The organism is Tenacibaculum sp. HL-MS23, assembly GCF_032463465.1.
Taxonomy (GTDB): domain Bacteria; phylum Bacteroidota; class Bacteroidia; order Flavobacteriales; family Flavobacteriaceae; genus Polaribacter; species Polaribacter bernardetii.
Genome location: NZ_CP135989.1, coordinates 823,618 through 847,540 on the forward strand (window position 1 = coordinate 823,618; position 23,923 = coordinate 847,540).

Annotated in this window: 24 protein-coding genes; 14 read left to right on the forward strand and 10 right to left on the reverse strand. The window is 30.5% G+C overall.

The annotated features are described in order from the left end of the window. Nucleotides 1-83: 83 nt before the first annotated feature. A complete protein-coding gene (locus RRF68_RS03760; RefSeq protein ID WP_315945064.1) occupies nucleotides 84-1,421 on the forward strand; it encodes an MATE family efflux transporter in 1,338 nt (445 codons plus the stop codon). Here the strand turns inward: RRF68_RS03760 and RRF68_RS03765 are convergent. Next, nucleotides 1,413-2,084 carry a DUF2461 domain-containing protein gene (locus tag RRF68_RS03765; RefSeq protein ID WP_218772349.1) on the reverse strand — a complete coding sequence of 224 codons (672 nt, stop codon included), beginning with the start codon at nucleotides 2,082-2,084 and terminating at the stop codon, nucleotides 1,413-1,415. The genes RRF68_RS03760 and RRF68_RS03765 overlap by 9 nt on opposite strands. A 217-nt stretch (nucleotides 2,085-2,301) precedes the next feature. Continuing rightward, entirely contained in the window at nucleotides 2,302-3,393 is a 1,092-nt protein-coding gene (gene ychF / locus RRF68_RS03770; RefSeq protein WP_315945065.1) for a redox-regulated ATPase YchF, read from the reverse strand. A gap of 164 nt (nucleotides 3,394-3,557) precedes the next feature. On the opposite strand from ychF, the gene RRF68_RS03775 reads away from it, so the two are divergent. Beyond that, a complete protein-coding gene (locus RRF68_RS03775) occupies nucleotides 3,558-6,302 on the forward strand; it encodes a TonB-dependent receptor (RefSeq protein WP_315945066.1) in 2,745 nt (914 codons plus the stop codon). A 151-nt stretch (nucleotides 6,303-6,453) separates the two neighbouring features. On the opposite strand, the gene RRF68_RS03780 is transcribed toward RRF68_RS03775, so the two are convergent. Beyond that, nucleotides 6,454-6,804 (reverse strand): 4Fe-4S dicluster domain-containing protein, encoded by a 351-nt coding sequence (locus RRF68_RS03780; protein ID WP_218772346.1) that lies wholly within the window; start codon nucleotides 6,802-6,804, stop codon nucleotides 6,454-6,456. 71 nt (nucleotides 6,805-6,875) lie between these two features. Between RRF68_RS03780 and RRF68_RS03785 the strand changes: the two genes are divergently transcribed. The 12 genes from RRF68_RS03785 (at nucleotide 6,876) to RRF68_RS03840 (ending at nucleotide 16,903) form a co-directional block, all read left to right on the forward strand. After that, nucleotides 6,876-7,937 carry an acyl-CoA reductase gene (locus tag RRF68_RS03785; protein WP_315945067.1) on the forward strand — a complete coding sequence of 354 codons (1,062 nt, stop codon included), beginning with the start codon at nucleotides 6,876-6,878 and terminating at the stop codon, nucleotides 7,935-7,937. Nucleotides 7,938-7,991: 54 nt separating this feature from the next. Then, complete coding sequence (serC, locus tag RRF68_RS03790) at nucleotides 7,992-9,056, forward strand: 3-phosphoserine/phosphohydroxythreonine transaminase (protein WP_315945068.1); 1,065 nt, start codon at nucleotides 7,992-7,994, stop codon at nucleotides 9,054-9,056. 90 nt (nucleotides 9,057-9,146) lie between these two features. Continuing rightward, complete coding sequence (locus tag RRF68_RS03795; protein ID WP_315945069.1) at nucleotides 9,147-10,100, forward strand: NAD(P)-dependent oxidoreductase; 954 nt, start codon at nucleotides 9,147-9,149, stop codon at nucleotides 10,098-10,100. A 15-nt stretch (nucleotides 10,101-10,115) separates the two neighbouring features. Next, complete coding sequence (locus RRF68_RS03800) at nucleotides 10,116-11,354, forward strand: DUF1015 domain-containing protein (RefSeq protein WP_315945070.1); 1,239 nt, start codon at nucleotides 10,116-10,118, stop codon at nucleotides 11,352-11,354. 4 nt (nucleotides 11,355-11,358) lie between these two features. Continuing rightward, entirely contained in the window at nucleotides 11,359-12,024 is a 666-nt protein-coding gene (locus RRF68_RS03805; RefSeq protein WP_315945354.1) for a YggS family pyridoxal phosphate-dependent enzyme, read from the forward strand. Nucleotides 12,025-12,055: 31 nt separating this feature from the next. Beyond that, complete coding sequence (locus RRF68_RS03810) at nucleotides 12,056-13,153, forward strand: exonuclease domain-containing protein (RefSeq protein ID WP_315945071.1); 1,098 nt, start codon at nucleotides 12,056-12,058, stop codon at nucleotides 13,151-13,153. A 31-nt stretch (nucleotides 13,154-13,184) separates the two neighbouring features. Further along, on the forward strand, nucleotides 13,185-13,997 hold the full coding sequence (locus RRF68_RS03815) for an ion transporter (protein ID WP_218772340.1): 813 nt from the start codon (nucleotides 13,185-13,187) through the stop codon (nucleotides 13,995-13,997). Further along, entirely contained in the window at nucleotides 13,998-14,906 is a 909-nt protein-coding gene (gene miaA, locus RRF68_RS03820; protein WP_315945072.1) for a tRNA (adenosine(37)-N6)-dimethylallyltransferase MiaA, read from the forward strand. It abuts the gene before it with no gap. A 60-nt stretch (nucleotides 14,907-14,966) separates the two neighbouring features. Then, nucleotides 14,967-15,470 (forward strand): OmpH family outer membrane protein, encoded by a 504-nt coding sequence (locus RRF68_RS03825; RefSeq protein ID WP_218772338.1) that lies wholly within the window; start codon nucleotides 14,967-14,969, stop codon nucleotides 15,468-15,470. Between the two features lie 21 nt (nucleotides 15,471-15,491). After that, nucleotides 15,492-15,656: a hypothetical protein gene (locus RRF68_RS03830; RefSeq protein ID WP_275316220.1), complete on the forward strand. Its 165-nt coding sequence runs from the start codon at nucleotides 15,492-15,494 to the stop codon at nucleotides 15,654-15,656. After that, nucleotides 15,656-16,477, forward strand: coding sequence for a DUF1853 family protein (locus RRF68_RS03835; protein ID WP_315945073.1), 822 nt, complete (start codon nucleotides 15,656-15,658; stop codon nucleotides 16,475-16,477). Before RRF68_RS03830 ends, RRF68_RS03835 begins: the two co-directional genes overlap by 1 nt. A 21-nt stretch (nucleotides 16,478-16,498) precedes the next feature. Beyond that, a complete protein-coding gene (locus tag RRF68_RS03840) occupies nucleotides 16,499-16,903 on the forward strand; it encodes a hypothetical protein (protein WP_218772335.1) in 405 nt (134 codons plus the stop codon). Here RRF68_RS03840 and RRF68_RS03845 read toward each other — a convergent pair whose 3' ends face one another. The 7 genes from RRF68_RS03845 to hisH all read right to left on the reverse strand — a co-directional run bounded on the left by RRF68_RS03845 (nucleotide 16,904) and on the right by hisH (nucleotide 23,919). Continuing rightward, nucleotides 16,904-17,818 (reverse strand): EamA family transporter, encoded by a 915-nt coding sequence (locus RRF68_RS03845; RefSeq protein WP_218772334.1) that lies wholly within the window; start codon nucleotides 17,816-17,818, stop codon nucleotides 16,904-16,906. It lies immediately after the preceding gene. Nucleotides 17,819-18,207: 389 nt separating this feature from the next. Beyond that, a complete protein-coding gene (locus tag RRF68_RS03850) occupies nucleotides 18,208-19,359 on the reverse strand; it encodes a class I SAM-dependent methyltransferase (RefSeq protein WP_275316214.1) in 1,152 nt (383 codons plus the stop codon). Nucleotides 19,360-19,494: 135 nt separating this feature from the next. After that, complete coding sequence (locus RRF68_RS03855; RefSeq protein ID WP_315945074.1) at nucleotides 19,495-20,895, reverse strand: fasciclin domain-containing protein; 1,401 nt, start codon at nucleotides 20,893-20,895, stop codon at nucleotides 19,495-19,497. 299 nt (nucleotides 20,896-21,194) lie between these two features. Next, entirely contained in the window at nucleotides 21,195-21,779 is a 585-nt protein-coding gene (gene hisIE, locus RRF68_RS03860; protein WP_315945075.1) for a bifunctional phosphoribosyl-AMP cyclohydrolase/phosphoribosyl-ATP diphosphatase HisIE, read from the reverse strand. Continuing rightward, the gene (gene hisF, locus RRF68_RS03865; RefSeq protein WP_315945076.1) at nucleotides 21,776-22,528 is read right to left on the reverse strand and encodes an imidazole glycerol phosphate synthase subunit HisF; all 753 of its coding nucleotides are present in this window, start codon (nucleotides 22,526-22,528) and stop codon (nucleotides 21,776-21,778) included. Before hisF ends, hisIE begins: the two co-directional genes overlap by 4 nt. Nucleotides 22,529-22,607: 79 nt before the next feature. After that, complete coding sequence (hisA, locus tag RRF68_RS03870) at nucleotides 22,608-23,327, reverse strand: 1-(5-phosphoribosyl)-5-[(5-phosphoribosylamino)methylideneamino]imidazole-4-carboxamide isomerase (protein WP_218772329.1); 720 nt, start codon at nucleotides 23,325-23,327, stop codon at nucleotides 22,608-22,610. Between the two features lie 10 nt (nucleotides 23,328-23,337). Beyond that, a complete protein-coding gene (gene hisH / locus RRF68_RS03875; protein ID WP_315945077.1) occupies nucleotides 23,338-23,919 on the reverse strand; it encodes an imidazole glycerol phosphate synthase subunit HisH in 582 nt (193 codons plus the stop codon). Nucleotides 23,920-23,923 lie beyond the last annotated feature (4 nt).

Genomic DNA, 23,923 nt, shown 5'->3' on the forward strand with positions numbered 1-23,923 from the left:
TGATGTTAATTATTACTTAAATATACCCTCGATTTTATATCTATATCATTTTATTGCTGATCTTCGAAGATTGAAAACTAAGTATGAATAAAACTACAAGTAACTTTGGTACCGAAAAGATTAGTAAACTTCTTTTAAAGCAAGCAATACCTGCTTCTATAGGAATTTTAGTAATGTCATTAAACATGATTGTCGACACTATTTTCGTTGGTCGTTGGATTAGTGTAATGGCAATTGCTGCCATTACCGTTGTTTTGCCGATCGCTTTTTTAATTTCATCTATCGGAATGGGAATTGGTATTGGTGGTAGTTCTATTATTTCAAGAGCTTTAGGTAAAGGTGATACCTCTAAAGCTTTTAAAGTATTTGGTAATCAAATTAGTTTAACTGTTTTCTTATCTGTATTATTTGTAGCCATAGGAATCTTTTTTGGCTTTCCTCTTTTACAGTTATTTGGGGCTAAAGGAGAAATATTAACTCCTGCTACCGATTATTTTAATGTTATTCTTTGGGGAGTACCTTTTTTAGCTTTTGCAATGATGGGAAATCCTGTGGTAAGAGCCGTTGGAAAACCTAATTATGCCATGCTTACTTTAATTTTCCCAGCTGTTATTAATATTCTTTTAGACGTTATTTTTATAAAGTTCATGAATTTAGGAATGTATGGTGCCGGGTTAGCAACTTCATTCTCATACGCTGTAAGTGGATTATTTATATTATGGTTCTTCTTATCTAAAAATACTGAGTTAAAAATTATTCCAAAATTTTTTATTATTGATTTCTCTATTTTAAAAGAAATTATTGCCCTGGGCGGAATTACCATTATTAGACAAGGAACCATTAGTCTTTTAATAATTATTTTAAATTATACCTTATTTAAATATGGCGGAGAAATATCAATTGCAGTATATGGAATAATCAACCGAGTAATGCTATTTTCTCTCTTTCCTGTATTAGGAGTAACGCAAGGTTTTTTGCCTATTGCAGGGTTTAATTATGGTGCAAACAATACTACAAGAGTTAAAGAGTCTATAAAAATTGCGATAACTTTTGGTTCGGCAATAGCTACACTAATTTTCATAGTAATAATGATTTTTCCTACCGAACTCGTAAGCCTTTTTACTGATGATGATAAATTGATTAAACTTACTTCTAATGCTTTAATTATAACATTTTTAGCTACCCCTGTAATTACAATTCAACTCATAGGTTCGGCTTATTTTCAAGCAGCAGGAAAAGCTTTACCTGCTTTATTGTTAACATTATTAAAACAAGGTTTTTTCTTAATTCCGTTAGTATATATTCTACCTAAATTTTTTGGTATAAATGGTGTTTGGATGTCTTTTCCAATTGCTGATGTATTAGCTACATTGGTTACTTACTTATATTTAAACAGAGAAATTAAACGCAGTTTAAATTAAGCTTTCTCCGTTTAAATTTGTAGTTAACACATCGCTCATTAAGTTAAAAAACGGACGTAAAGCTTTAAAAGAAATATTTACTTCGGATAAAAAATCTTTAGATAATACCTCTTTATCTGTAAAATTACGAACTGCAATAAATCCTTTTTTTCGTAGTAAGTCGATATCTGGATGGTTTTTATCGAATCCTCTTGGTGCAGATTTTAGTTCCGCTCCTTCAAAACTAGCTCCAAAGTTCTTTACAAATTCTGGATCTTTTAAAATGTCTCTAAAATCAGCAGCATCCATTTCTATTTCTTTTCGTATACGTAATAAATCTTCTTTATTAGGTTCCCAAAATCCGCCAGCTAAAAAACTTTCTCCCGGACGAATACGTAAGTAATAACCTCCACGTAAATGTTTTCCTTTTCTAGAAAAAGAACCTGCAAAATGAGGTTTATAAGGTGTTTTATCTTTCGAAAAACGAACATCTCGATATATTCTGAAGAGCTTAAACTTGTCTATTTCGTCGTGTTTTTCTAAATCTTCTCTTATGTGTGCGTAAAAATCTTTTGCATGATCTTGTATTTCTTTAAAAGCATCTTTTTGAGCTGCAAACCAATCGCGATTGTTATTTTCTTTTAAATCTTTTAAAAATTGAAGCGTTGATTTTTCTAATTGCATACATGTTATTTTTTACAGTTTGAAAGGTACAAAAAAACGCTGTAGAAAAAATCGACAGCGTTTATATATTTTGTTCTTTTGCGTTAGGGATTGAACGGTTTGTTTGAGCTCTTTTTTATTGTCAATTCGAGTGAATTTGCTTTTTCGCAAATTATTATCGAGAATACAATAAAAAAAGCGAGTAGTGAAAGCCCGCTCGAACGCCCTAATAATTATTTTAAACGTTAAATCTAAAATTCATAATATCACCATCTTGCACGATGTACTCTTTACCTTCGATACCTAATTTACCTGCTTCTTTTACTTTTTGCTCACCGCCTAAAGTTGTGTAATCTTCGTATTTGGTTACTTCGGCACGGATAAACCCTTTTTCGAAATCGGTGTGAATTACTCCGGCTGCTTGTGGTGCAGTATCACCAATATTAATCGTCCAAGCTCTTACTTCTTTTACACCAACGGTAAAATACGTTTGTAAGTTTAATAATTTGTATGCTGCTCTAATTAAAACAGAAGCTCCTGCTTCTTTTAAACCCATATCAGCTAAAAACATTTCACGCTCTTCGTAATCGTCTAACTCAGTAATATCTGCTTCTGTACCTACAGCTAAAACAATTACTTCGGCATTTTCGTCTTTTACAGCTTCTCTTACTTTAGTAACATAATCGTTACCATTCACAGCAGCACCTTCATCAACATTACATACATATAATACTGGCTTTGCAGTAATAAATTGTAATGATTGAACAATTTCTTGATCTTTTTCTGAAAACTCTATAGCTCTTACTGAAACTCCTCTCAATAAAGTTTCTTCAACTCTTAATAGAATTTCTAATTCTATTTGAGCTTCTTTATTACCAGTTTTAGCGGTTCTTTTTACACGCTCTAAACGCTTCTGAACAGTTTCTAAATCTTTTAATTGTAATTCTATATCAATCGTTTCCTTATCTCTAATAGGATCTACAGAAGCATCAACATGAATAATATTTTCGTTATCGAAACAACGTAAAACATGAATAATTGCATCTGTTTCACGAATGTTTGCTAAGAATTGATTTCCTAATCCTTCTCCTTTACTTGCTCCTTTTACCAAACCGGCAATATCAACAATTTCTACTGTTGCAGGCATTACCCTTTCTGGGTTGACCATACCTTCTAAAACCTGAATTCTAGGATCTGGTACATTTACAACACCTACATTAGGTTCGATAGTACAAAAAGGAAAGTTAGCACTTTGCGCTTTTGCATTAGATAAACAATTAAATAACGTTGATTTTCCTACGTTTGGTAACCCTACAATTCCTGCTTTCATTCTGTTCTTTTATTGAAAATTTTGCGTTTGCAAATATACTATTTTGGTTTTTATAATCAATCATTAATTTTTTCAATAAAAAACATTAAAAATTAAAATAAAAAACCATAATCAATTGATTTTTACTACATTTAAGAAAATTTAACTAACCTAAATTAAAAATTATGAGAAAAAAAACACTTTTATTTATTGTATTTATGTTTGCCAGTGTGCACTTTTTAAGTGCTCAAATACAAATTAAAGGAACAATTAAAGATACAAGTAACGCGCCATTACCAGGCGCTAATATTCTAGAAAAAGGAACTACCAATGGTGGTTCTTCCGATTTAGATGGTAAATTTAGTTTAAGTGTAGATACAAACGCAACGCTTATTATTAGTTTTTCTGGTTTTGAAACTCAAGAAATAGCTGTTAATGGAAAAACTAATTTTAATATTGTTCTTAAAGAAGGTTTAGAATTAGACGAAGTAGTTATAACAGGTTCTAGAACACCTACAAGAAGTAATACTACGAGTGCTTTACCTATCGATATCGTTTCATCAAAAGATCTACAATCTACAGGTCAAGCTACTTTCGATAAAGCGCTACAATACAAAATACCTTCATTTAATACAGTACAAACACCTGTTAATGATGCTACTTCTTTATTAGATCCGTATGAAATTAGAAATATGGGACCAAGTAGAACGTTAATACTAATTAATGGTAAACGTAAAAACTTAAGTGCTTTATTGTATACACAAGATTCTCCTGGACGTGGAGAAACTGGTGCCGATATTTCTGCGATACCTACTGATGCAATAAAATCTATTCAAATACTTCGTGATGGTGCTTCTGCACAGTATGGATCTGACGCTATTGCTGGTGTTATGAATGTTATCTTAAAAGATAATTACAACGGTGGTTCTGCAACTTTTAGAGCAGGTATTACTTCTGAAGGTGATGGTGAAATGGTGGGAGTTAGTGTTAATAACGGAACTTCAATTGGTGATTCGGGTAAAGGTTTTATTAATTACACAGTTGATTTCTCTAAAACAACCTTGGCAAATAGACCAGGAATGGTTAGCGCTGAAGGTGAAGCAGTGGAGTTTGGAGCAGACATAGCTGATGTAAGAGAGTTTTTATCAAGAAACCCTGACGCTAATAATATAAATGGTGCTCCTGAAACTACTGCTTCTAAATTTTTAATTAATGGTGGTTATGACTTAACAGAAAACAGTAATCTATATTTTAATGCTGCATACGTTTATAAGAACGTAAATAGCTTTGCTAATTATAGAACTCCGTATTGGAAATCGGTAGTAACAGAACCATATTTAGCAGATTTATTTCCAGGAAGTCATCCAACAAACGCGGGTGGTTTTGACGGATATGTACCTACTTTTGAAGGTGTATTAAATGATTTTAATGCTACTTTAGGATTTAAAGCAAAGAAAAACGGTTGGAATAGTGACATTAGTGTAACTTTTGGAGGTAACAAGCAATCTTATGCTGTAAACAACTCTCATAATAGCTCTTACACTCTTACAGAGCCTGCTTGGGATGATGCAAATGATAATGGTCAAGTAGATCCAGGTGAGGTTACTTTTAACAACAATAAATACAGAGAAAACAGTCCTACATCTTTCAATCCAGGAGGAACTGCCTTTAATCATGTTGTAGGTAACATAGATATTTCTAGAATATTATCAGATAATGTATCTATAGCTTTCGGTTCTGAATTTAGATCAGAAGTATTTGAAATTATTGCAGGAAGTGCAGCTTCATATGAAGGTGGTGGTTCTGATTCATTTGCAGGAAACAACCCTATAAATTCAGGTAGCTTTAATCGCTATAACTTAGGTGGATATGCCAGTTTAGATTGGGATATTAATAAAGATTTCTTGATAAGCGGTACCGCTAGAGCCGAAAATTATTCTGATTTTGGTAGTACTTTTGTTTGGAAAATAAGTTCTCGTTATAAATTTGCTGATGATAAATACACTATAAGAGGGTCTGTTTCTACAGGATTTAGAGCACCTACATTACATCAAATTTATACTGAAAAGGCTCAATATTCTTTTGCTGATGATGGAGGTATCGAAATTAATGGTTTGGTTAACAACGTATCGCCAACAGCTAAAGCTTTAGGTATTCCTAAACTAAGACCAGAAGAATCTACAAACGTTACCGTTGGTTTTGGAGCTAAACCTATGAGAAACGTATCTTTTACTGTAGATTATTATAAAATTGATGTTGATGACAGAATCGTTTATACCAACCCTATAAATAATAATCAATTTTTTGTAAACGGATTTAGTACTACCACATCTGGTTTAGACTTTGTTGCTAGTTTTAATAGAATTGAATTAGGTGCAGGGAAACTAGGTTTTAATTTATCTGGTAACTACACGATAGAAAATGAAAGGACAAGCGATTTACCACAATTTGACGGACAAGATGTACTAGATAGAGCTAATTTAGCTTTAATGTTTACTTCTAGACCAAAAACAAAATGGATTTTAGGAACAAACTATAATGTTAACAAATGGGACTTTTCTTTAAACAATACATACTTCGGGAAAACTACATTTAAACAAAAGTTTATGAGTGATGATTTAAGAACAGAGTTTATACCTAAAATTGTTACTGATTTAGCTATTAATTATAGGTTCACCGATAAGATTAGTATCGCTCTAAACGTAAACAACATACTTAATGTTATCCCTGAATGGGAGTTTAAAGCTGAAAATGCAAACGGTCAATCAATTATTGATGATACAACAATCACTAGTTCTGGTTTAACACAAATTCAAAATGAAGCTAACGCTATAACATTTAACAATCGTTATGCTATAACAACTTATGATGGTTCACATTTTAGTCAATTAGGAACTATGTTTAATTTATCAGTGAATTATCAATTTTAATATTACACGTTTTTTATAATTATTTGATAGAAAGCCGAAATTTTTATGATTTTCGGCTTTCTTATTTTAAAACATCTAATTTTATTACTAATTAATCATAAAAAAAATCCTGAGGTAAAACTCAGGATTTTTTTTATTTCTAAAATAATTGTTATTCGTTATGCATAAACTTCTGCTTACCTAACAATGCTTCTTCAGTTTCAACGTTATCATCATCAGGCACACAACAATCTACAGGACAAACTGCCGCACATTGAGGCTCTTCATGAAAACCTTTACATTCGGTACACTTGTCTGCAACAATATAGTAAATTTCATCAGAAATAGGCTCTTGAGTTTCATCTGCATTTGCTTTTTTACCATTTGGTAAAACCACATTTCCAGTTAAATCTGTTCCGTCTGCATATTTCCAATCATCAGCTCCTTCATAAATTGCTGTATTCGGACATTCTGGTTCACATGCACCACAATTTATACATTCATCTGTTATAATAATTGCCATAATTAATCTGTTTCAGTTTTGTAACTTTGCAATCGCAAAAATAGTTCCAAATTAACTTAGAAACAAAATAAATGGATACAATCCAAAATAGAATTTCAGCTTTTGTAGAATTAGGGAAATTTTTAAGCCAGTTTACTCAAAAAGAAACTGCTCAAAAAAACGATATCCAATTCAATGATTTGTTTTTTGACGGATTTAAACATCAATTAAAAATAGCAGGAGAAAAAAATACTTGGTTTACCAAAGAAAACTTATTGTTTGCTACCGAAAGTTGGTCTAAAGCCTTAACAAACGAAAATATTCAACAATGGGTTGCTAACGAAAATTTAGGTAAAAATGACATCAAACAAGTTGCCGTTATTATGGCAGGAAATATTCCGCTAGTCGGATTTCATGATTTCCTATCTGTTTTAATTTCTGGGCATTCGGTTTTAGTTAAACAATCTTCTAACGATAAAAACTTATTGCCTTTTTTAGCGAAGTATTTAGAATACGTTCAGCCAGAATTAAAAGGTAAAATTACATTTACGGAACAAAAGTTAACTGGCTTTGATGCTGTAATAGCTACAGGAAGTAATAATACGGCGCGTTATTTCGAATATTATTTTAAAGATAAACCTAGTATTATTAGAAAAAGCAGAAATTCGGTTGCTGTTTTAACAGGAAACGAAACGGCACAAGATTTTGAAAATTTAAGTAATGATGTATTTTGTTACTTCGGATTAGGTTGTCGTTCGGTATCAAAATTATATGTTCCTAAAGATTATAATTTCGATCCTTTTTTTACGGGAATGTTTAACAAACAAGAAATTATCAACAATGCAAAATATGCCAATAATTACGATTACAACAAAGCGGTGTATTTAATGAGCGAGTTCGATATTTTAGAAAACGGGTTTTTAATGATTAAGGAAGATGAAAGCTATGCCTCTCCTATTGCTTCTGTTTTTTATGAATATTACGACAATGCAGATGATTTAAAAACAAAATTAAAGCAAGACGAAGAAAAAACACAGTGTATCGTTGCAAATAATTTTATGGAAGGAGAAATTGCATTTGGCGAAACACAAAATCCGCAGTTATGGGATTATGCTGATGGCGTAAATACCTTAGAATTTTTATCAAAAATTTAAAGATAAACTCCTTATAAATTTCGCACCTTTGTGCTAACAAAACACTACTAAATAATGAAAAAACATAACTTTAGTGCAGGTCCGTGTATTTTACCAGAAGAAGTGTTACAAAAAGCTTCTGAAGCTATTATAAACTTTAATGATGATAATTTATCGTTGTTAGAAATATCGCACAGAAGTAAACCCTTTGTTGCTGTTATTGAAAACGCACGAAGTTTAGCTTTAGAATTATTAGGCTTAGAAAACAAAGGTTACAAAGCGCTATTTTTACAAGGCGGTGCAAGCAATCAATTTTTAATGACTGCTTACAATTTACTAAACAAAAAAGCCGCGTATTTAAATACCGGTACTTGGAGTAGCAAAGCTATTAAAGAAGCAAAATTATTTGGCGAATTGGTTGAGGTAGCTTCATCCGAAGATAAAAACTTTAATTACATACCTAAAGGATATGAAATTCCTACAGATGTAGATTATTTTCATTGTACGAGTAACAATACAATTTACGGATCGCAAATAAAAAGTTTTCCGGAAACTAATGTTCCGTTAATTTGTGATATGAGTTCTGATATATTTTCGCGTCAATTAGATTTTTCTAAGTTTGATTTGATTTATGCTGGTGCCCAAAAAAACATGGGTCCTGCCGGAACAACTTTGGTAATTATAAAAGAAGCTATTTTAGGCAAAGTAACACGCGAGATTCCATCAATGCTAAATTACCAAACTTTTATTGATAAAGATAGCATGTTTAACACACCTCCTGTTTTTGCGGTGTATACATCAATGCTTACTTTAGAGTGGTTGAAAGATTTAGGCGGAATTGAGTTTATAGAAAAAGTAAACAATCAAAAATCAGCACTTTTATATAGTGAAATAGATAGAAACCCTTTATTTAAAGGAGCTGTTGTTAAAGAAGACAGAAGCCATATGAACGCTACTTTTTCTTTAACAGATAACAATTTAAAAGAAACATTTAACACCCTATGGAAAGAAGCCAATATTAATGGTTTAGACGGCCACAGAAGTGTTGGTGGTTACAGAGCAAGTATGTACAATGCATTGCCATTATATAGTGTGCAAGCATTGGTAGATGTAATGCAAGAATTAGAACGAAAAGCATAATACAAACGTCATTCCGAACAAAGTGAAGGAATCTATTTATAAAGATTGCCACATCATTTTATTCCTCGCAATGACATTATAAAAGTAAGAATGAAAATATTAGCAAACGACGGAATCTCAGAAAGTGGAAAAGCTACTTTAGAAAATGCAGGATTTGAAGTAATAGTTACCAAAGTTGCCCAAGAGCAATTAGATAGTTTTATCAATGATGAAGAAATTAATGCCATCATTATTAAAAACACTACAGAAATACATGCTGAACTTATAGATAATTGTCCGACCTTAAAGTTAATTGCAAACGCAAGTACAAATAACGACAACGTAGATGTTATATATGCTGAAGAAGCTGGTTTACAAGTTGTAAATATTTCTGATGCTAGTGCCAATGCTGTTGCCGAATTGGTTTTTGCACATTTATTAGGAATGGCTCGTTATTTACATCAAGCCAACAGAGAAATGCCTTTAGAAGGCGATGTAAGTTTTAATGCTTTAAAATCTCAATTTTCTAACGGAACCGAATTACGTGGTAAAACATTGGGTATTATTGGTATGAATGCTGCAGGACAACAAGTAGCTAAACTCGCTTTAGGACTTGGAATGAAAGTGGTTGCCTTTGATGTTAACTTCGATAATACAATAACAATTCCGGTGGAGTTTTTTAACGGTGAAATTATTGATATTCAAATTGATATGTTAAGTTCTGATGAGTTATTAAAAGAAGCACATTTTATCAGCTTACATTTATCTGCTCAAGAAAAGCATCTAATCGGAGTTAAAGAATTTGAAAAGATGAAAGACGGAGTTGGTTTTATTAATGTCGCTCAAGGCGGGTTGGTAGATGAGGTTGCCTTAATTAACGCTATAGAAAGTGGTAAAGTGAAGTATGCAGGTTTAGATACTTTCGAAAATCAACCAAATCCAGAGATTCAGTTATTAATGAATCCTGAACTTTCTTTAAGTCCTAATATTGCTTCATATACTATAGAAGCACAGCATAAAATAGGTACAGAGTTGGCAGATAAAATTATTAATTCTTTACACTAAAAACTAAAATTATTAATGGCAATTGTAAAACCATTTAAAGCAGTACGAGCAACTCGAGATAAAGTTGCCATGGTATCTTCTAAATCATATGAAGTTTATCCTCCAGACATGTTAAATGCTAAGTTAGCTTTTAATCCTTTTTCATTTTTACATGTTGTAAATCCTGGGTATAAATATCATAAACAAGATATTACTGGTGATCAACGCTTTAAATTGGTGCACAATCGTTATTTAGAATTTAAAGAAGATGGTATTTTTACAAAAGATAAGAACCCTGGTTTTTATATTTATCAAAAAATAACACCAACCAATTCTTTTTGCGGAATTATAGCTGCAACTTCTGTAGAAGATTACCACAACAATACCATTAAAAAACACGAAGGCACTTTAAGAGAAAGAGAATTATTATTTGAAAACTACTTAAAAAACACTGGGTTTAATGCAGAACCTGTGCTTTTAACGTATCCTGATGATGATACTATTAATAGTATTATTGAAAAGTATCGTAAAAACAGGGCTGAATACGAATTTTCTACAACAGATAAGGATTCACATTTATTATGGATTATAGATGATGAAAAAGATGTTGCACAAATTTCTAATGCTTTTTCACAAGTAAACACTTTATATATTGCCGATGGCCATCATCGCTCTACTTCTGCTTGTTTACTTGCAAAAAACTTGGCAAAAGAAAATTCGAAACATACAGGTAACGAAAAATATAATTTCTTCATGAGCTACTTGTTACCCGAAAGCCAATTAAGTATTTATGAATTTAATCGATTTATAAAAGATTTAAACGGCTTAGCTGTTGATGAGTTTTTAATTGAATTAGACACCTTTTTTAGAATAGAAAACAGAGGTCAGGAATTATATAGGCCAAAAGAAAAGCATCAATTTAGCATGTATTTAAATGGGGAGTTTTATGCTTTACACTTGCGAAAATCTGTTTATAAATTTACAGATGCTTTAAGTAAATTAGATGCTCAAATTTTGTATCAAACCATTTTAAATCCGATTTTAGGAATTAAAGATATAAGAAACGCATCAAAAATAATGTATTCGCAAGATAAATCAGACAGTTTAGAGTTGAAAACTAAAGTTGATAGTGGCGATTTTAAAGTTTCTTTCGGTATGTTACCAACCACAATAAACGAACTAAAAGAAATTGTAGATGCGGATATGTTAATGCCACCTAAAACCACTTATATCGAACCTAAACTGAGAAGTGCTTTAACTATTTATGAATTTTGATATGATGACAGAAATTAAAGAAAATCTTCAAGAAATAAAAAATACTATTCCCGAAAATGTAACCTTAGTTGCGGTTTCTAAAACCAAACCTATTACCGACCTTCAAGAAGCATACGATGCAGGTCAGCGTGTATTTGGTGAAAACAAAATTCAGGAAATGGTAACAAAGTTTGATGCTTTACCAAAAGACATTAAATGGCATATGATTGGGCATTTACAACGCAACAAAGTAAAGTACATGGCGCATTTTGTTGATTTAATTCACGGTGTAGATAGTTTAAAAACCTTGACAGAAATTAACAAACAAGCTAAAAAACACAATCGTGTAATTAACTGCTTACTTCAGGCTCGTATTGCAAAAGAAGATACCAAGTTTGGTTTGTCCTTTTTAGAGATTGATGAAGTTATTTCATCAGAAGAATTTTCAGAGTTACAAAATATAAAGGTTGTTGGCTTTATGGGAATGGCTACTTTTACAGATAATCAGGAGCAATTACAAGAGGAATTTTCATCGTTAGCTACATTTTTTACTGAAAGGCAAAATAAAAACTCAAAACTATCTACGTTATCAATGGGAATGAGCGGTGACTATCAATTAGCTATCGAAAATGGTAGTAATATGGTAAGAATTGGTAGTGCTATTTTTGGAGTTCGAAATTATATTGTTTAGATTTACATTAATCAGCTAAAAAGAAAAAGAATTGTACGCAATATTAGATATTGAAACAACAGGGGGTAAATTTAATGAAGAAGGAATGACTGAAATTGCTATTCATAAATTTGATGGACACCAAATAGTCGATCAGTTTATTAGTTTAGTAAATCCAGAAAGGGATATTCAAGAATTTGTTGTTAAATTAACAGGTATAAATAATAAAATGCTTCGAAATGCACCAAAGTTTTACGAGGTGGCAAAACGAATTATAGAGATAACTGAAGGGTGTACTATTATTGCTCACAACGCTAATTTTGATTATCGTATTTTACGTCTAGAATTTAAACGTTTAGGCTATGATTTTAAGAGAAATACACTTTGTACAGTAGCACTTAGTAAAAAATTAATTCCAGAATCTCCTTCCCACAGTTTAGGAAAATTATGTCGTTTTGTTGGCATTCCTATGTCCGATAGACACAGAGCTAACGGAGATGCTTTAGCAACGATACAATTATTTAAATTATTGTTAGAAAAAGATGTTCATAAAAGTATTATTCAACAATCAATAAAATATGCTGATAATAGGCAAGAAAAGCAACGTCTTATAAAGATATTAGATAAGCTACCTGAAAAACAAGGTGTGTTTTACGTGCATAATGAACAAGGTACTATTATATTTATTGGTAGAGGAAAAAACATCAAACAAGAAACAAATAAACTATTTTTAAAAGAAACTCCTAAAGCTAAGAAAATATTAAAAAGAGTTAACGATGTTAGCTATGAAGAAACCGGTAATGTACTTTTTACTCGTTTAAAATATCATTTAGAGCTTACAAGGTTAAAACCTAAGTTTAACGTTATTCGCAAACGAAAAAATGCTGATAAGAATTTTAATCATGATAATTTATTAATTGTAGATAAAGGAAGGGGCCCAGAAGAACATGCTGTCATTTTAATAGAAAACAACATCGTTTTAGGATATACGTATACCAACTTAGCTTTTCAAGAAAATAATTTAAGTATATTAAAATCAATGCTTACTCCTATAGAAAGTGCCGATTTAGCCAAAACAATTATTAAAAATTATTTACTAAAAAATAAAGTGTCTAAAATAGTAAGATTACAAATAGAAAATAATTTGTAATATTGTTAAAACATCATAAAAATATTTTTTTTTGGAAAACAAAACGAAAAACTGGAAAGACAAATTACATGATGTAATTTACGGAACAGATACTCCAGCTGGTAAGTTGTTTGACATCGTGTTACTATTTGCTATTTTAATTAGTATCTTATTAGTAATGCTTGAAAGTATTGAGAGCTTTGATAATAAATATCATGATTTTTTAAATACTGCTGAGTGGGTTATTACCTTTTTATTTACCATAGAATATTTTGCTAGAATAATATCCATTAAAAAACCATCAAAATATATTTTTAGTTTTTATGGCGTTGTTGATTTTTTATCTACCATACCTAAATATTTATCACTATTTTTAATAGGTTCACATAGTTTAGTCGCGCTAAGAGCGTTTAGATTGCTACGAATTTTTCGAATTCTTAAGGTTTCGAGATACGTAGGAGAATCTAATCAACTTATAAAATCTTTAAATGCAAGTAAAGCTAAAATAGGAGTATTCTTATATTTTGTTCTTATTGTTTGCATTATTTTAGGTGCTGTAATGTACTTTATAGAAGGTGCTGAAAATGGTTTTACTAGTATTCCTAGAAGCATATATTGGTCTATCGTAACATTAACGACTGTTGGTTACGGAGACATTGCTCCGCAAACTGCTTTAGGTCAATTAATCGCAAGTATTACTGTTATTATCGGATACGCTATTATTGCGATTCCTACAGGAATTGTAAGTTCAGAAATGGCAAGAAAACAAGCTTTGTCTGATTCAAAAAAATGCCCTGATTGTTCAACTACCGGACATAAAGATGATGCCGAATTTTGTTATAACTGCGGAACAAAACTTAATTAAATGTCTAAAAAAAATATATTAATAACCATTGTTGGCGCTACAGCTATTGGTAAAACTGCTCTTAGTATAAAATTAGCACAGCATTTTAATTGCGATATTATTTCGTGTGATTCACGTCAGTTTTTTAAAGAAATGACAATCGGTACTGCGGTACCTGACTCTGATGAATTGGCTGCTGCGCAACATCATTTTATTCAGAATAAAAGCATTTTCGAGGACTATTCTGTTGGTGAATTTGAGAAAGATACTTTAAGTAAGTTAGATGAATTATTCTTAAAAAATCCTATTCAAATAATGGTTGGCGGTAGTGGATTATATGTTGATACTGTTTTAAAAGGATTAGATTATTTCCCTGAAGTTGATCCATCAATAAGAATAAATCTTACTAAAGAATTAGAAGAAAACGGAATAGAACCACTTCAAAATAAATTGAAAGCACTAGATATTGAAACGTATAATTCGATAGCTATTGATAACCCACATCGTGTTATGCGTGCTTTAGAAATTTGTATCGGCACAGGTAAAACATACAGTTCTTTTAAAAACAAACCAAAAGCTCCTCGTAATTTTAAATCCATAAAAATTGGATTAAATGCCGATAGACAAATTATGTACGATCGTATTAATAAACGTGTTGATATGATGATGGATACTGGTTTATTAGAAGAAGCTAAAACAATGTATCCTCATAAAAAATTAAATGCTTTAAAAACGGTTGGATATAGAGAATTATTTGAATATTTAGATGGTAATTTTACCAAAGAATTTGCTATTGAAGAAATTAAAAAAAATACTCGTCGTTTTGCAAAACGACAAGGAACTTGGTTTAGAAAAGATAAAGAAATCGTTTGGTTTGATTATCAATCTGACCTCGAAACAATTGTAACAGCTATTAAAAATCAATTTTAACAAATTTTAAAGCACTTAGCTCGTTCACTTTTTTATATTTGTCAAAAACATCAAAAAAAAATGAAATCAAATATTATATTTTTAGCTGCAATTCTTTTATCTACAGTAACATTTTCTCAAACTAAATTAGGTACTGTAAATAGTAACTTAATTATTGGTAAAATGCCACAAATGAAAAATGTTTTACGAAGAGTAGAAAATTCTGGTAAAAAATTAGATTCTTCTTTTAGCATAAAAGCTACTGAGTATCAAACGAAATCTCAAACCTTTAGTGAGACTCAAAAAACATTAAGTGAAGCTGATAAAAAAACAAAATATCAAGAACTAATTTCTTTAGAACAAGATTTACAAAAATTTCGTGTTAACGGTACAAAAATGATGCAATTACAAAGAGAAGAATATATGCGACCGTTATATAAAAAACTAAGTGAAGTTATTAGCGAAGTTGCTAAAGAAAATGGTTATACTCAAGTTTTAACTACTGATGGGAATGAATTTGGTTATGTTGATGAAAATTTTGACATCACTCAATTAGTTTTAGATAAATTAGGTATCAAAGAATAATTTTGACTTTTCAAAAGCATTATGAATAAAAAAGAAATTATAGGACTCGCATTAATATTTATTGGAATGATAATGCAATTGATGCTAAAAATTGAAATTATTAATTTTATTTCCGGAATCTTAATTGGTGCTGGGATAGGCTTTCTTATTGCTAATAAAATTAAGAATAATCCTATTTCTTTTTAATGGATAAAAAATCTAAAAACTTACAATTACAATACGAAGGATTTTTACAAACACCTTTTCTATGGCATGGAAAAGGTGTTTTTGATTTTGACCAATTTGAAATAAACCCAAATAAAATAACTATTTTTAACGCTGTAATTACCCAAAATTTACGCTTAGGAAAATTAGTAGAACGTTTTGTTTCTTATGAGCTACAACAAGATACATCAATTAAAATTATTGTAGAAAACATTCAAATTCAACAAGAAAAATTAACTTTAGGCGAGTTAGATTGTATTTTATATAAAAATGAAAAACCAATACATGTAGAAATTGTTTACAAATTTTATTTATATGACAATACTGTTGGTAATACAGAAATTGAACATTGGATAGGACCTAATAGAAAAGATTCATTAATACAAAAACTAACCAAACTTAAAGAAAAACAATTACCACTACTCTACTCTAAACAATGCGAAACTTATTTAGATAAACTAAATTTAGTTACTAACGAAATTGATCAGCAACTCTATTTTAAAGCCCAGTTATTTGTTCCTTTAAAAGAATATGGAAACAAGTTTCCTCTAATAAATAATGACTGTATTATTGGGTTTTATGCAACGTTAAAAGAACTCGAACAATTTAAGGAATGTAAATTTCACATTCCGAATAAACACGATTGGTTGGTTAAACCACATACAAATATTGATTGGCTTAATTTTAATCTTTATACTGAAAAAGCTAACTCTTTTCTTGAAGAAAAAAGAGCACCTTTATGCTGGATAAAACACCCGAACGGTAAAATCATGAAGTTTTTTGTTGTTTGGTGGGATTTTTGACATCACCTAGAAAAATAAATTATGAAAATAATAAAAACCGTATCATTTACCCTTTCAGTACTTTTTATTTTCGCATTTTCTTCCTGTGTTGAAGATGAAGTTAAAAGCGCATCATGCATAGAATTCGATAAAATCTCACAAGGTTACAATATTTTAGAAACAGCTGTTTTTACAACTAAAATTATTGAATTCGAAATTTATAATACATGTCCTTATAAAATAAAAGTTACCGATATAAAAATCCGAGGAAAAAATGCTAGTGAATTTACAATTCAGGGAATTGCAGAAGGCACCTATCTAACAGAGAATAAAATAAAATTCAATATTCTTTTCTCTCCTAAAAGTTTAGGGAAAAAAGAAGCTGGCTTAACGATTTTTCATGAGTTTGGATCTCAAGTTATTTTTGTGAATGGCGAAGGGGTTTAACTATGATCCTTTTCTTGCGACAGTTTTTACCAATCTTTTTCTAGATGTAATAAAATAAACACCTGTTAATAAAATTACAGATGCTATTACCGATTGTTCGGTAAGTTGCTCATCTAACAAACTCCAACCTAAAAACAAGGCTATTATCGGATTTACATAAGCGGATGTTGCTACTTTTTCTGGTGATACCGATTTTAAAAGATAATTAAAAGCTGTAAAAGCAACAATACCTCCAAAAATAACCAAGAACAGCATCGCTCCTTGTGTTTTACTAGCCCAATTTAATGGCGAAACCCACGTTTCTTTAAAAATTAAACTTGATATTACTAATATAGTTCCTGCTATTAACATTTGATATCCCGTAGCAACCAAGTAATTTTTTGGTAAATCTGCTTTCGATACAAAAACACTTCCGTAGCTCCAACTTAACACACAGGTTAAGATCATAAAAATACCTAAAACACCACCTTCAGAAGTTGTAATTTCTTTCTGACTTACCAATAAATACATTCCCGCTAAACCAAATAACACTCCGATTACTGATTTTCGTTGCATTTTTTTACCATCTATTAAACGCAATAAGAAAAGCACAAACAATGGTTGTGTTGATGCTAATAATGCAGCAAAACCTGTATCAACATATTTTAAAGCCCATACAAAAACTCCGTTTCCATATACTAGAAACAAAAAACCTGCTATTGCTGAATTTAAAAGTTGTGTTTTGTTTATTTTTATTGATATTTTTAACAATGTAGCAATGATCATAATCAACACACCTGCCACTAAAAATCGAATAGAAGCCAAAAATAAGGGAGACAATTCGGTTACCGCAATTTTATTAAATAAATAAGTAGATCCCCATATAATATATATCGAAAAAAATGCTGCAATAATTAATAATTTGGAGTTTTTCATACTTACTTAGTTTATAAAGTAAAAATACTATAATTGTAATTTATAAAAGTGGATTAAAATATATTTTTTCAGAAGCTATTTCCCGCTTTTCGCACTCGCTCTCTGCGAGGAGCTCAAACAAATGCTACAATCGGGGCTAGACTGCTTATTAAATTATGGCTAAGTTCTATACTTCTAGTTATTTTATTAAAACATGTGAGATTTTTAAAAACAAAAAAATCACCAATAGTGGTGATCTTTTGTTTGAAATATATCAAAGTATATTCTATAAATATCAAATCGTCTTTCTGAATTTATTTCAGAATCAAATTCTCTTAATTCAAACTAAATTGCCATGAGAAACTGAAATAAATTCAGGTTTGCATAAACATTAATCAATCAAAATACTTTTATATAAGTGTCTCTAAATAATGACTTTCTATAGCATATGTTTCTTTTAAGCCAGATATTTTATCATCTATTTTAGAAGTATCGTTCTTTTTAGATGATTTACTTGCCACCAACATTACATTTTTACGCGTATGTTCGTTACTTATAAATTCAAATACTTTCGTATTGTAATTACTTTTTTCTAAAATAAGCGCACGAATCGTATCAGTAACCATTTCGAATTGACGCTCTTTAAAGATTCCGTATTTTAAAAGCGGACTCTCCTGCTCTTTTCCTTTTACTTGCTGGCGGATTTGTTTATGACAACATGGTGCACAAATAATTAATTCAGCTTTAGCTGATAATCCTTTGTAAATGGCATCGTCTGTTGCGGTATCACAAGCATGTAAAGCAATTAAAATATCAATTTTATTATTATCATATTCCTGAATTGGCTGAGCTACAAACGATAATTTTTTAAACTCAGATTTTTCGGCTATATCATTACAATAATCCACCAATTCTTTACGCAATTCAATACCAGTAACTGTAGCACTGTATTTTTTTTGATTTACTAAATAATCATACAAAGCAAAAGTTAAATAGCCTTTACCCGATCCCATATCAACAATATTAATATGTTTTGGTAATTTGGTAGACTTTAATAAACCTTCAATAATCTCTAAATATTTATTAATTTGACGGTATTTATCGGCCATTTTATGAATCACCTTACCTTCTTTATCGGTAATTCCTAAATGATGTAAATAACTTCCAGCTTCGGCTAAACGTTCTTTTGGTTTATCATGGGTTACGGGCAATTTATTTTTAAAACTCGCCGCATTTTCACGATAAGAAACTTTTTTCTTTTTTGATATAAAAACCAATAAATCTTTAGATAATGTAAATAAAGTTGCCGCTCTAAAATTATCCATCAATAAGATTTCTAATTCAGATAATGCTTCGGTAATAGTATAATTTTTAACCTTATCATTTGTAGTATAATGATAGGTAAATTGCATCATTTCTGCTCCTTTAATAGTTACCAAACGAACATATACGTTTGGCAATCCATCACTTTTCTTGATAGGTTTACTTAAAGTTAGTTTTACAAATTCAGATTCTAAAACACTTTCGTTTAACGCATCTCTTAGTTGTTGAAATTCATTCATATTGCAAAAATAGTTAATAAGCATTAGTTTATTAGTAAAATAGACTAACTAAAACTTTTTTCTATGCAAAAAAAGAAGGATAATAAACATTGCTGTTTATTATCCTTCTTAAATTTAATAACTAAATATCTTTAATTACGGTAAAAGAACATTATTAACAGCATGAATTACCCCATTTGTTCCTTGTACATCTGTTACCGAAATAACTACTGATTGACCGCTTGATGTTTCTAATTTAGCCCCATCTGTTAAATCTACAGTTACCATTCCTTCTGATAACATAGTAATTTCTTGATTATCTGATAACTGATCAGCTTGTACATTTGCTCCGTTCACTACGTGATATTTTAAAACTGCATCTAAAGTTGCAATTGGTACATCTCCTAAACCGTTCCAATCATCATTGCTATCTAATAATGCTTGAAAAGCAGCATTAGTTGGTGCAAATACAGTAAAAGGTCCGTCTCCGTTTAATACAGCAACGAAATCAGTTGTATGTCTATCATCTGTTAAGGCAGCTACTAAACTTGTAAAACCTGAATTATTTAAAGCTAAAGTTACAATGTTTGCTGGTAACATTACTTTATCAATAACGTGAACTACACCATTACTTCCTTGAATATCTACTATTACAGGTTTAGAATCTCCATTGAATTCAACACCTCCTGTAGTTTCTATTTGCAATGATAAGCTCTCATCATTTGGTCCTGTTGCTAATGTATTTACATAAGTATCTGAAAGACCTGCTGATTGTACGTTTGCTCCGCTTAATACGTGAAATCTTAATACTGAATCTAATGTTTCAATAGGAATATCGCCTAAAGAGCTCCAAGAATCATTACTATCTAATAATGATTGAAAAGCTGCGTTTGTTGGTGCAAAAACGGTGAATGGTCCATCACCATTTAATACTGAAACAAAATCTGTTGTATGTCTTGTATCTGTTAAAGCAGCTACTAAACTTGTAAGTCCGCTATTATTTAAAGCCAAAGTTACAAGACTTGGTGGTAACATTACTTTATCTATAATATGTACAACACCATTACTTGCTTCAACATCAACTGTTATAGGTTTAGAATCTCCATTAAACTCTACACCTCCAGTAGTTTCAACCTGTAATGATAAATTTTCATCGTTTGGTCCTGTTGCTAAAGTTTTAACATAAGTATCAGAAAGATCTGCTGATGTTACTTTAGATGTTAAAACATGAAACTTTAATACTGTTGCTAAAGTTTCAGTAGGAATGTCGTTTAAAGTACTCCAATCATCGTTTGAATCTAATAACGCAGCAAAAGCATCGTTATTTGGTGCAAACACAGTATAAGGTCCATTCATTTTTAAAGCATCTACTAAATCGGCTTTTACAACCGCATCAACTAATATACTTAATGACGGAGTAGCCGAAGCTAACTCTATAATGTCTTTAGGGTTGTCAATAACAACTACAGGATCGTCGTCATCACTACAAGATGTTAATAATGATAAACTTAGTAATAAACCAAGTGCCGCAATACTTTTAAATTTTTTAATAACCATTTTTAATAATTTTTTAATTAATAATTAGTGTTTGTTATTTGATAATTTTTATTGAAATAAAATTACTTTGTTTATCTTATTTTACAAATTAATAAACAAATTAAAATTAGATATAAAAAATATCACTTAATACTTATAGTAATTAGTGATACACAAATATACAAATGTTTAACTAAATGACAAATAAGTTAAACGTTATTTTTATGTTAAAAAAAAACACCTCCTAGAATTAACTAAAAGGTATTGGTAAATTATTATTATTATTATTATTATGAAAAATGTTTTAAAAAGAAATTTAATTAATTTCTTTCTTTTAAAACAGCTTCTATTTCTGTTAATGTAAATCCTTTCGCCTTTAAAAGAATTACAATATGATAAAATAAATCGGCAGCTTCATTTTTAAATAAATCAGCATCATTATCTTTTGCTTCAATAACCAATTCTACCGCTTCTTCTCCTACTTTCTGTGCTACTTTATTAATTCCTCGTTTATATAGTTTATTTGTATATGACGTTGGATGATCAGTATCTATACGATCGCTAACAATTCGCTCTAATTCATATAAAAACCCTTTTGGAGTTTCTTCCGTAAAACAAGAAGTAGTTCCTTTATGACAAGTTGGACCTGCTGGCATTACTTTTATTAAAATAGTATCGTTATCACAATCGATTTTAATATCGTTCACTTCTAAAAAATTACCAGACTCCTCACCTTTTGTCCATAACCTATTTTTACTTCTACTAAAAAAAGTTACTTTATTTTCTTTCTTTGTTTTTAAGAAAGCTTCTTCGTTCATATACCCTAACATTAATACTTGTAATGTGGTATTATTCTGAATTATTACAGGAACTAACCCGTCTCCTTTTGTAAAATCTATATTCATCGTACTGGTATATTTTGTTCTTTTAAATATTCTTTAAGATTTGGCACTGGTATTTCAGCGAAATGAAAAATACTAGCTGCTAAACCTGCACTCGCTTCTGTTTTTGTAAATACATCTTTAAAGTGTATTTCTTTACCGGCTCCGCCTGATGCTATTACAGGTATATTTATTGCTTTACTAACATCATTTGTTATATCTAGCGCAAAACCTGCTTTTGTTCCGTCGTTATTCATTGATGTTAATAAAATTTCTCCTGCCCCTAATTTTTCAACTTCCTTAGCCCAAGCAACCGTTTCTAACTCAGTTTCATGAGTTCCTCCTTTTGTAAATACTTTCCAATTATTATTTACATTTTTGGTATCAATAGCAACTACTACAAACTGACTTCCAAAACGATTTTTTAAATCGGTTATTAACTGCGGATTTTTAACTGCCGATGAATTGATACTTACTTTATCTGCACCTGCTTTTATCAAAGCCAAAGCATCATCAACCGTACTTATTCCACCACCAACTGTAAAAGGTATATTTATTTCTTGCGCTATTTTCTCTACTAACTCAACTAACGTTTTTCTGTTTTCGAGCGTTGCAGTAATATCTAAAAACACCAACTCATCAGCACCATCTTTTACATATTGCTTAGCCAATTCAATCGGATCACCTGCGTCTTTAATATCAATAAAATTAACACCTTTTACTGTGCGACCGTTTTTGATATCTAAACAAGGTATTATTCTTTTTTTTAACATATTTAATAGTTATCATCATTTTTAAAATCAAAAGAAACCTTTAAAAGATCACTTCGTTATTCTTTCTTATAATGATGTATTATTTTATTATAAAATTTTCTAATTGCTTTAACGAAATTCTATTTTCGTAAATCGCTTTACCTAAAATTGCGCCTTCACAACCTATTTCTTTCAACCGTATTAAATCATCAATATTAGCAACACCACCACTTGCTATTAAGTTAACGCCACTTTTACTTAATATTTCTTGGTACAACTCAACAGATGCTCCTTGTAACATTCCGTCTTTAGCGACATCCGTACAAATAGTATTTTTAATTCCTAATTTCTCATATTTTATGATAAAATCAATCACCTCTACTTCTGATGTTTCTAACCATCCGTGTGTAGCAATTTTACGATTGATACAATCGGCACCTAAAATAATTTTATCGCTACCATATTCTGTTAACCATCCTGTAAAAATATCAGGGTTTTTAACAGCGATACTTCCTCCCGTTATCTGACTTGCACCGTTATCGAAAGCAATTCGTAAATCTTCATCTGATTTTAATCCACCACCGAAATCGATTTTTAAATTTGTTTTGGCAGCAATTTCTTGCAACACTTTGTAATTTACAATGTGTTGTGATTTGGCTCCATCTAAATCTACTAAATGTAAATATTCGATTCCGCTATCTTCAAATTCTTTTGCTACTTCAACAGGATTTTCGTTATATATTTTTTTGGTTGCATAATCGCCTTTTGTTAAGCGTACACATTTTCCGTCAATAATATCTATGGCAGGTATAATTCTCATTTTCTTAATTTTATAATTCTAAAAAGTTTTTTAGTAATTTTTCACCGATGCTTGCTGATTTTTCTGGATGAAATTGCATGGCATAAAAATTATCTTTTTGCATAATCGAACTAAATGGCTTTATATAATCACAAGTTGCAATAGTATTTTCACAAACTTCAGCATAATAACCGTGCACATAATATACATCTTCATTCATAGCTAGATTCTCTACTATTTTTGATGGTTTTATTTCTGAAAAGTTATTCCATCCCATGTGTGGCACTTTCATTAAAGGAGGAAACTGTTTTGTTACAGTATCAAAAATACCTAAACATGTTGTATTGCCTTCTTCTGATGATGCGCACATTAATTGTAAACCTAAGCAAATACCCAATACTGGCTGGGTAAGAGATACTAAAAGTTCGTCTAATTTACGTTCTTTTAAATAAGCCATTGCCGAACTTGCTTCACCAACACCCGGAAATATTACTTTATCAGCTTGTTGTATTTCTATTGGATTATCAGTTATTATACTTTCATAACCTAAACGGTTAAGTGTATTTTGAACCGATCGTATATTACCGGCATTATATTTTATAATTGCAATCATAATA

Excerpts from the sequence above, each read along its gene's own strand:
- hisH (WP_315945077.1), bottom strand. The coding sequence starts at position 23,919 with ATGATTGCAATTATAAAATATAATGCCGGTAATATACGATCGGTTCAA.
- RRF68_RS03780 (WP_218772346.1), bottom strand. The coding sequence starts at position 6,804 with ATGGCAATTATTATAACAGATGAATGTATAAATTGTGGTGCATGTGAA.
- hisA (WP_218772329.1), bottom strand. The coding sequence starts at position 23,327 with ATGAGAATTATACCTGCCATAGATATTATTGACGGAAAATGTGTACGC.
- RRF68_RS03785 (WP_315945067.1), top strand. The coding sequence starts at position 6,876 with ATGGATACAATCCAAAATAGAATTTCAGCTTTTGTAGAATTAGGGAAA.
- RRF68_RS03850 (WP_275316214.1), bottom strand. The coding sequence starts at position 19,359 with ATGAATGAATTTCAACAACTAAGAGATGCGTTAAACGAAAGTGTTTTA.
- RRF68_RS03775 (WP_315945066.1), top strand. The coding sequence starts at position 3,558 with ATGAGAAAAAAAACACTTTTATTTATTGTATTTATGTTTGCCAGTGTG.
- RRF68_RS03835 (WP_315945073.1), top strand. The coding sequence starts at position 15,656 with ATGGATAAAAAATCTAAAAACTTACAATTACAATACGAAGGATTTTTA.
- RRF68_RS03800 (WP_315945070.1), top strand. The coding sequence starts at position 10,116 with ATGGCAATTGTAAAACCATTTAAAGCAGTACGAGCAACTCGAGATAAA.
- miaA (WP_315945072.1), top strand. The coding sequence starts at position 13,998 with ATGTCTAAAAAAAATATATTAATAACCATTGTTGGCGCTACAGCTATT.
- hisIE (WP_315945075.1), bottom strand. The coding sequence starts at position 21,779 with ATGAATATAGATTTTACAAAAGGAGACGGGTTAGTTCCTGTAATAATT.
- RRF68_RS03765 (WP_218772349.1), bottom strand. The coding sequence starts at position 2,084 with ATGCAATTAGAAAAATCAACGCTTCAATTTTTAAAAGATTTAAAAGAA.
- RRF68_RS03825 (WP_218772338.1), top strand. The coding sequence starts at position 14,967 with ATGAAATCAAATATTATATTTTTAGCTGCAATTCTTTTATCTACAGTA.
- RRF68_RS03805 (WP_315945354.1), top strand. The coding sequence starts at position 11,359 with ATGACAGAAATTAAAGAAAATCTTCAAGAAATAAAAAATACTATTCCC.
- RRF68_RS03845 (WP_218772334.1), bottom strand. The coding sequence starts at position 17,818 with ATGAAAAACTCCAAATTATTAATTATTGCAGCATTTTTTTCGATATAT.
- hisF (WP_315945076.1), bottom strand. The coding sequence starts at position 22,528 with ATGTTAAAAAAAAGAATAATACCTTGTTTAGATATCAAAAACGGTCGC.
- ychF (WP_315945065.1), bottom strand. The coding sequence starts at position 3,393 with ATGAAAGCAGGAATTGTAGGGTTACCAAACGTAGGAAAATCAACGTTA.
- RRF68_RS03760 (WP_315945064.1), top strand. The coding sequence starts at position 84 with ATGAATAAAACTACAAGTAACTTTGGTACCGAAAAGATTAGTAAACTT.
- RRF68_RS03830 (WP_275316220.1), top strand. The coding sequence starts at position 15,492 with ATGAATAAAAAAGAAATTATAGGACTCGCATTAATATTTATTGGAATG.
- RRF68_RS03855 (WP_315945074.1), bottom strand. The coding sequence starts at position 20,895 with ATGGTTATTAAAAAATTTAAAAGTATTGCGGCACTTGGTTTATTACTA.
- serC (WP_315945068.1), top strand. The coding sequence starts at position 7,992 with ATGAAAAAACATAACTTTAGTGCAGGTCCGTGTATTTTACCAGAAGAA.
- RRF68_RS03795 (WP_315945069.1), top strand. The coding sequence starts at position 9,147 with ATGAAAATATTAGCAAACGACGGAATCTCAGAAAGTGGAAAAGCTACT.
- RRF68_RS03840 (WP_218772335.1), top strand. The coding sequence starts at position 16,499 with ATGAAAATAATAAAAACCGTATCATTTACCCTTTCAGTACTTTTTATT.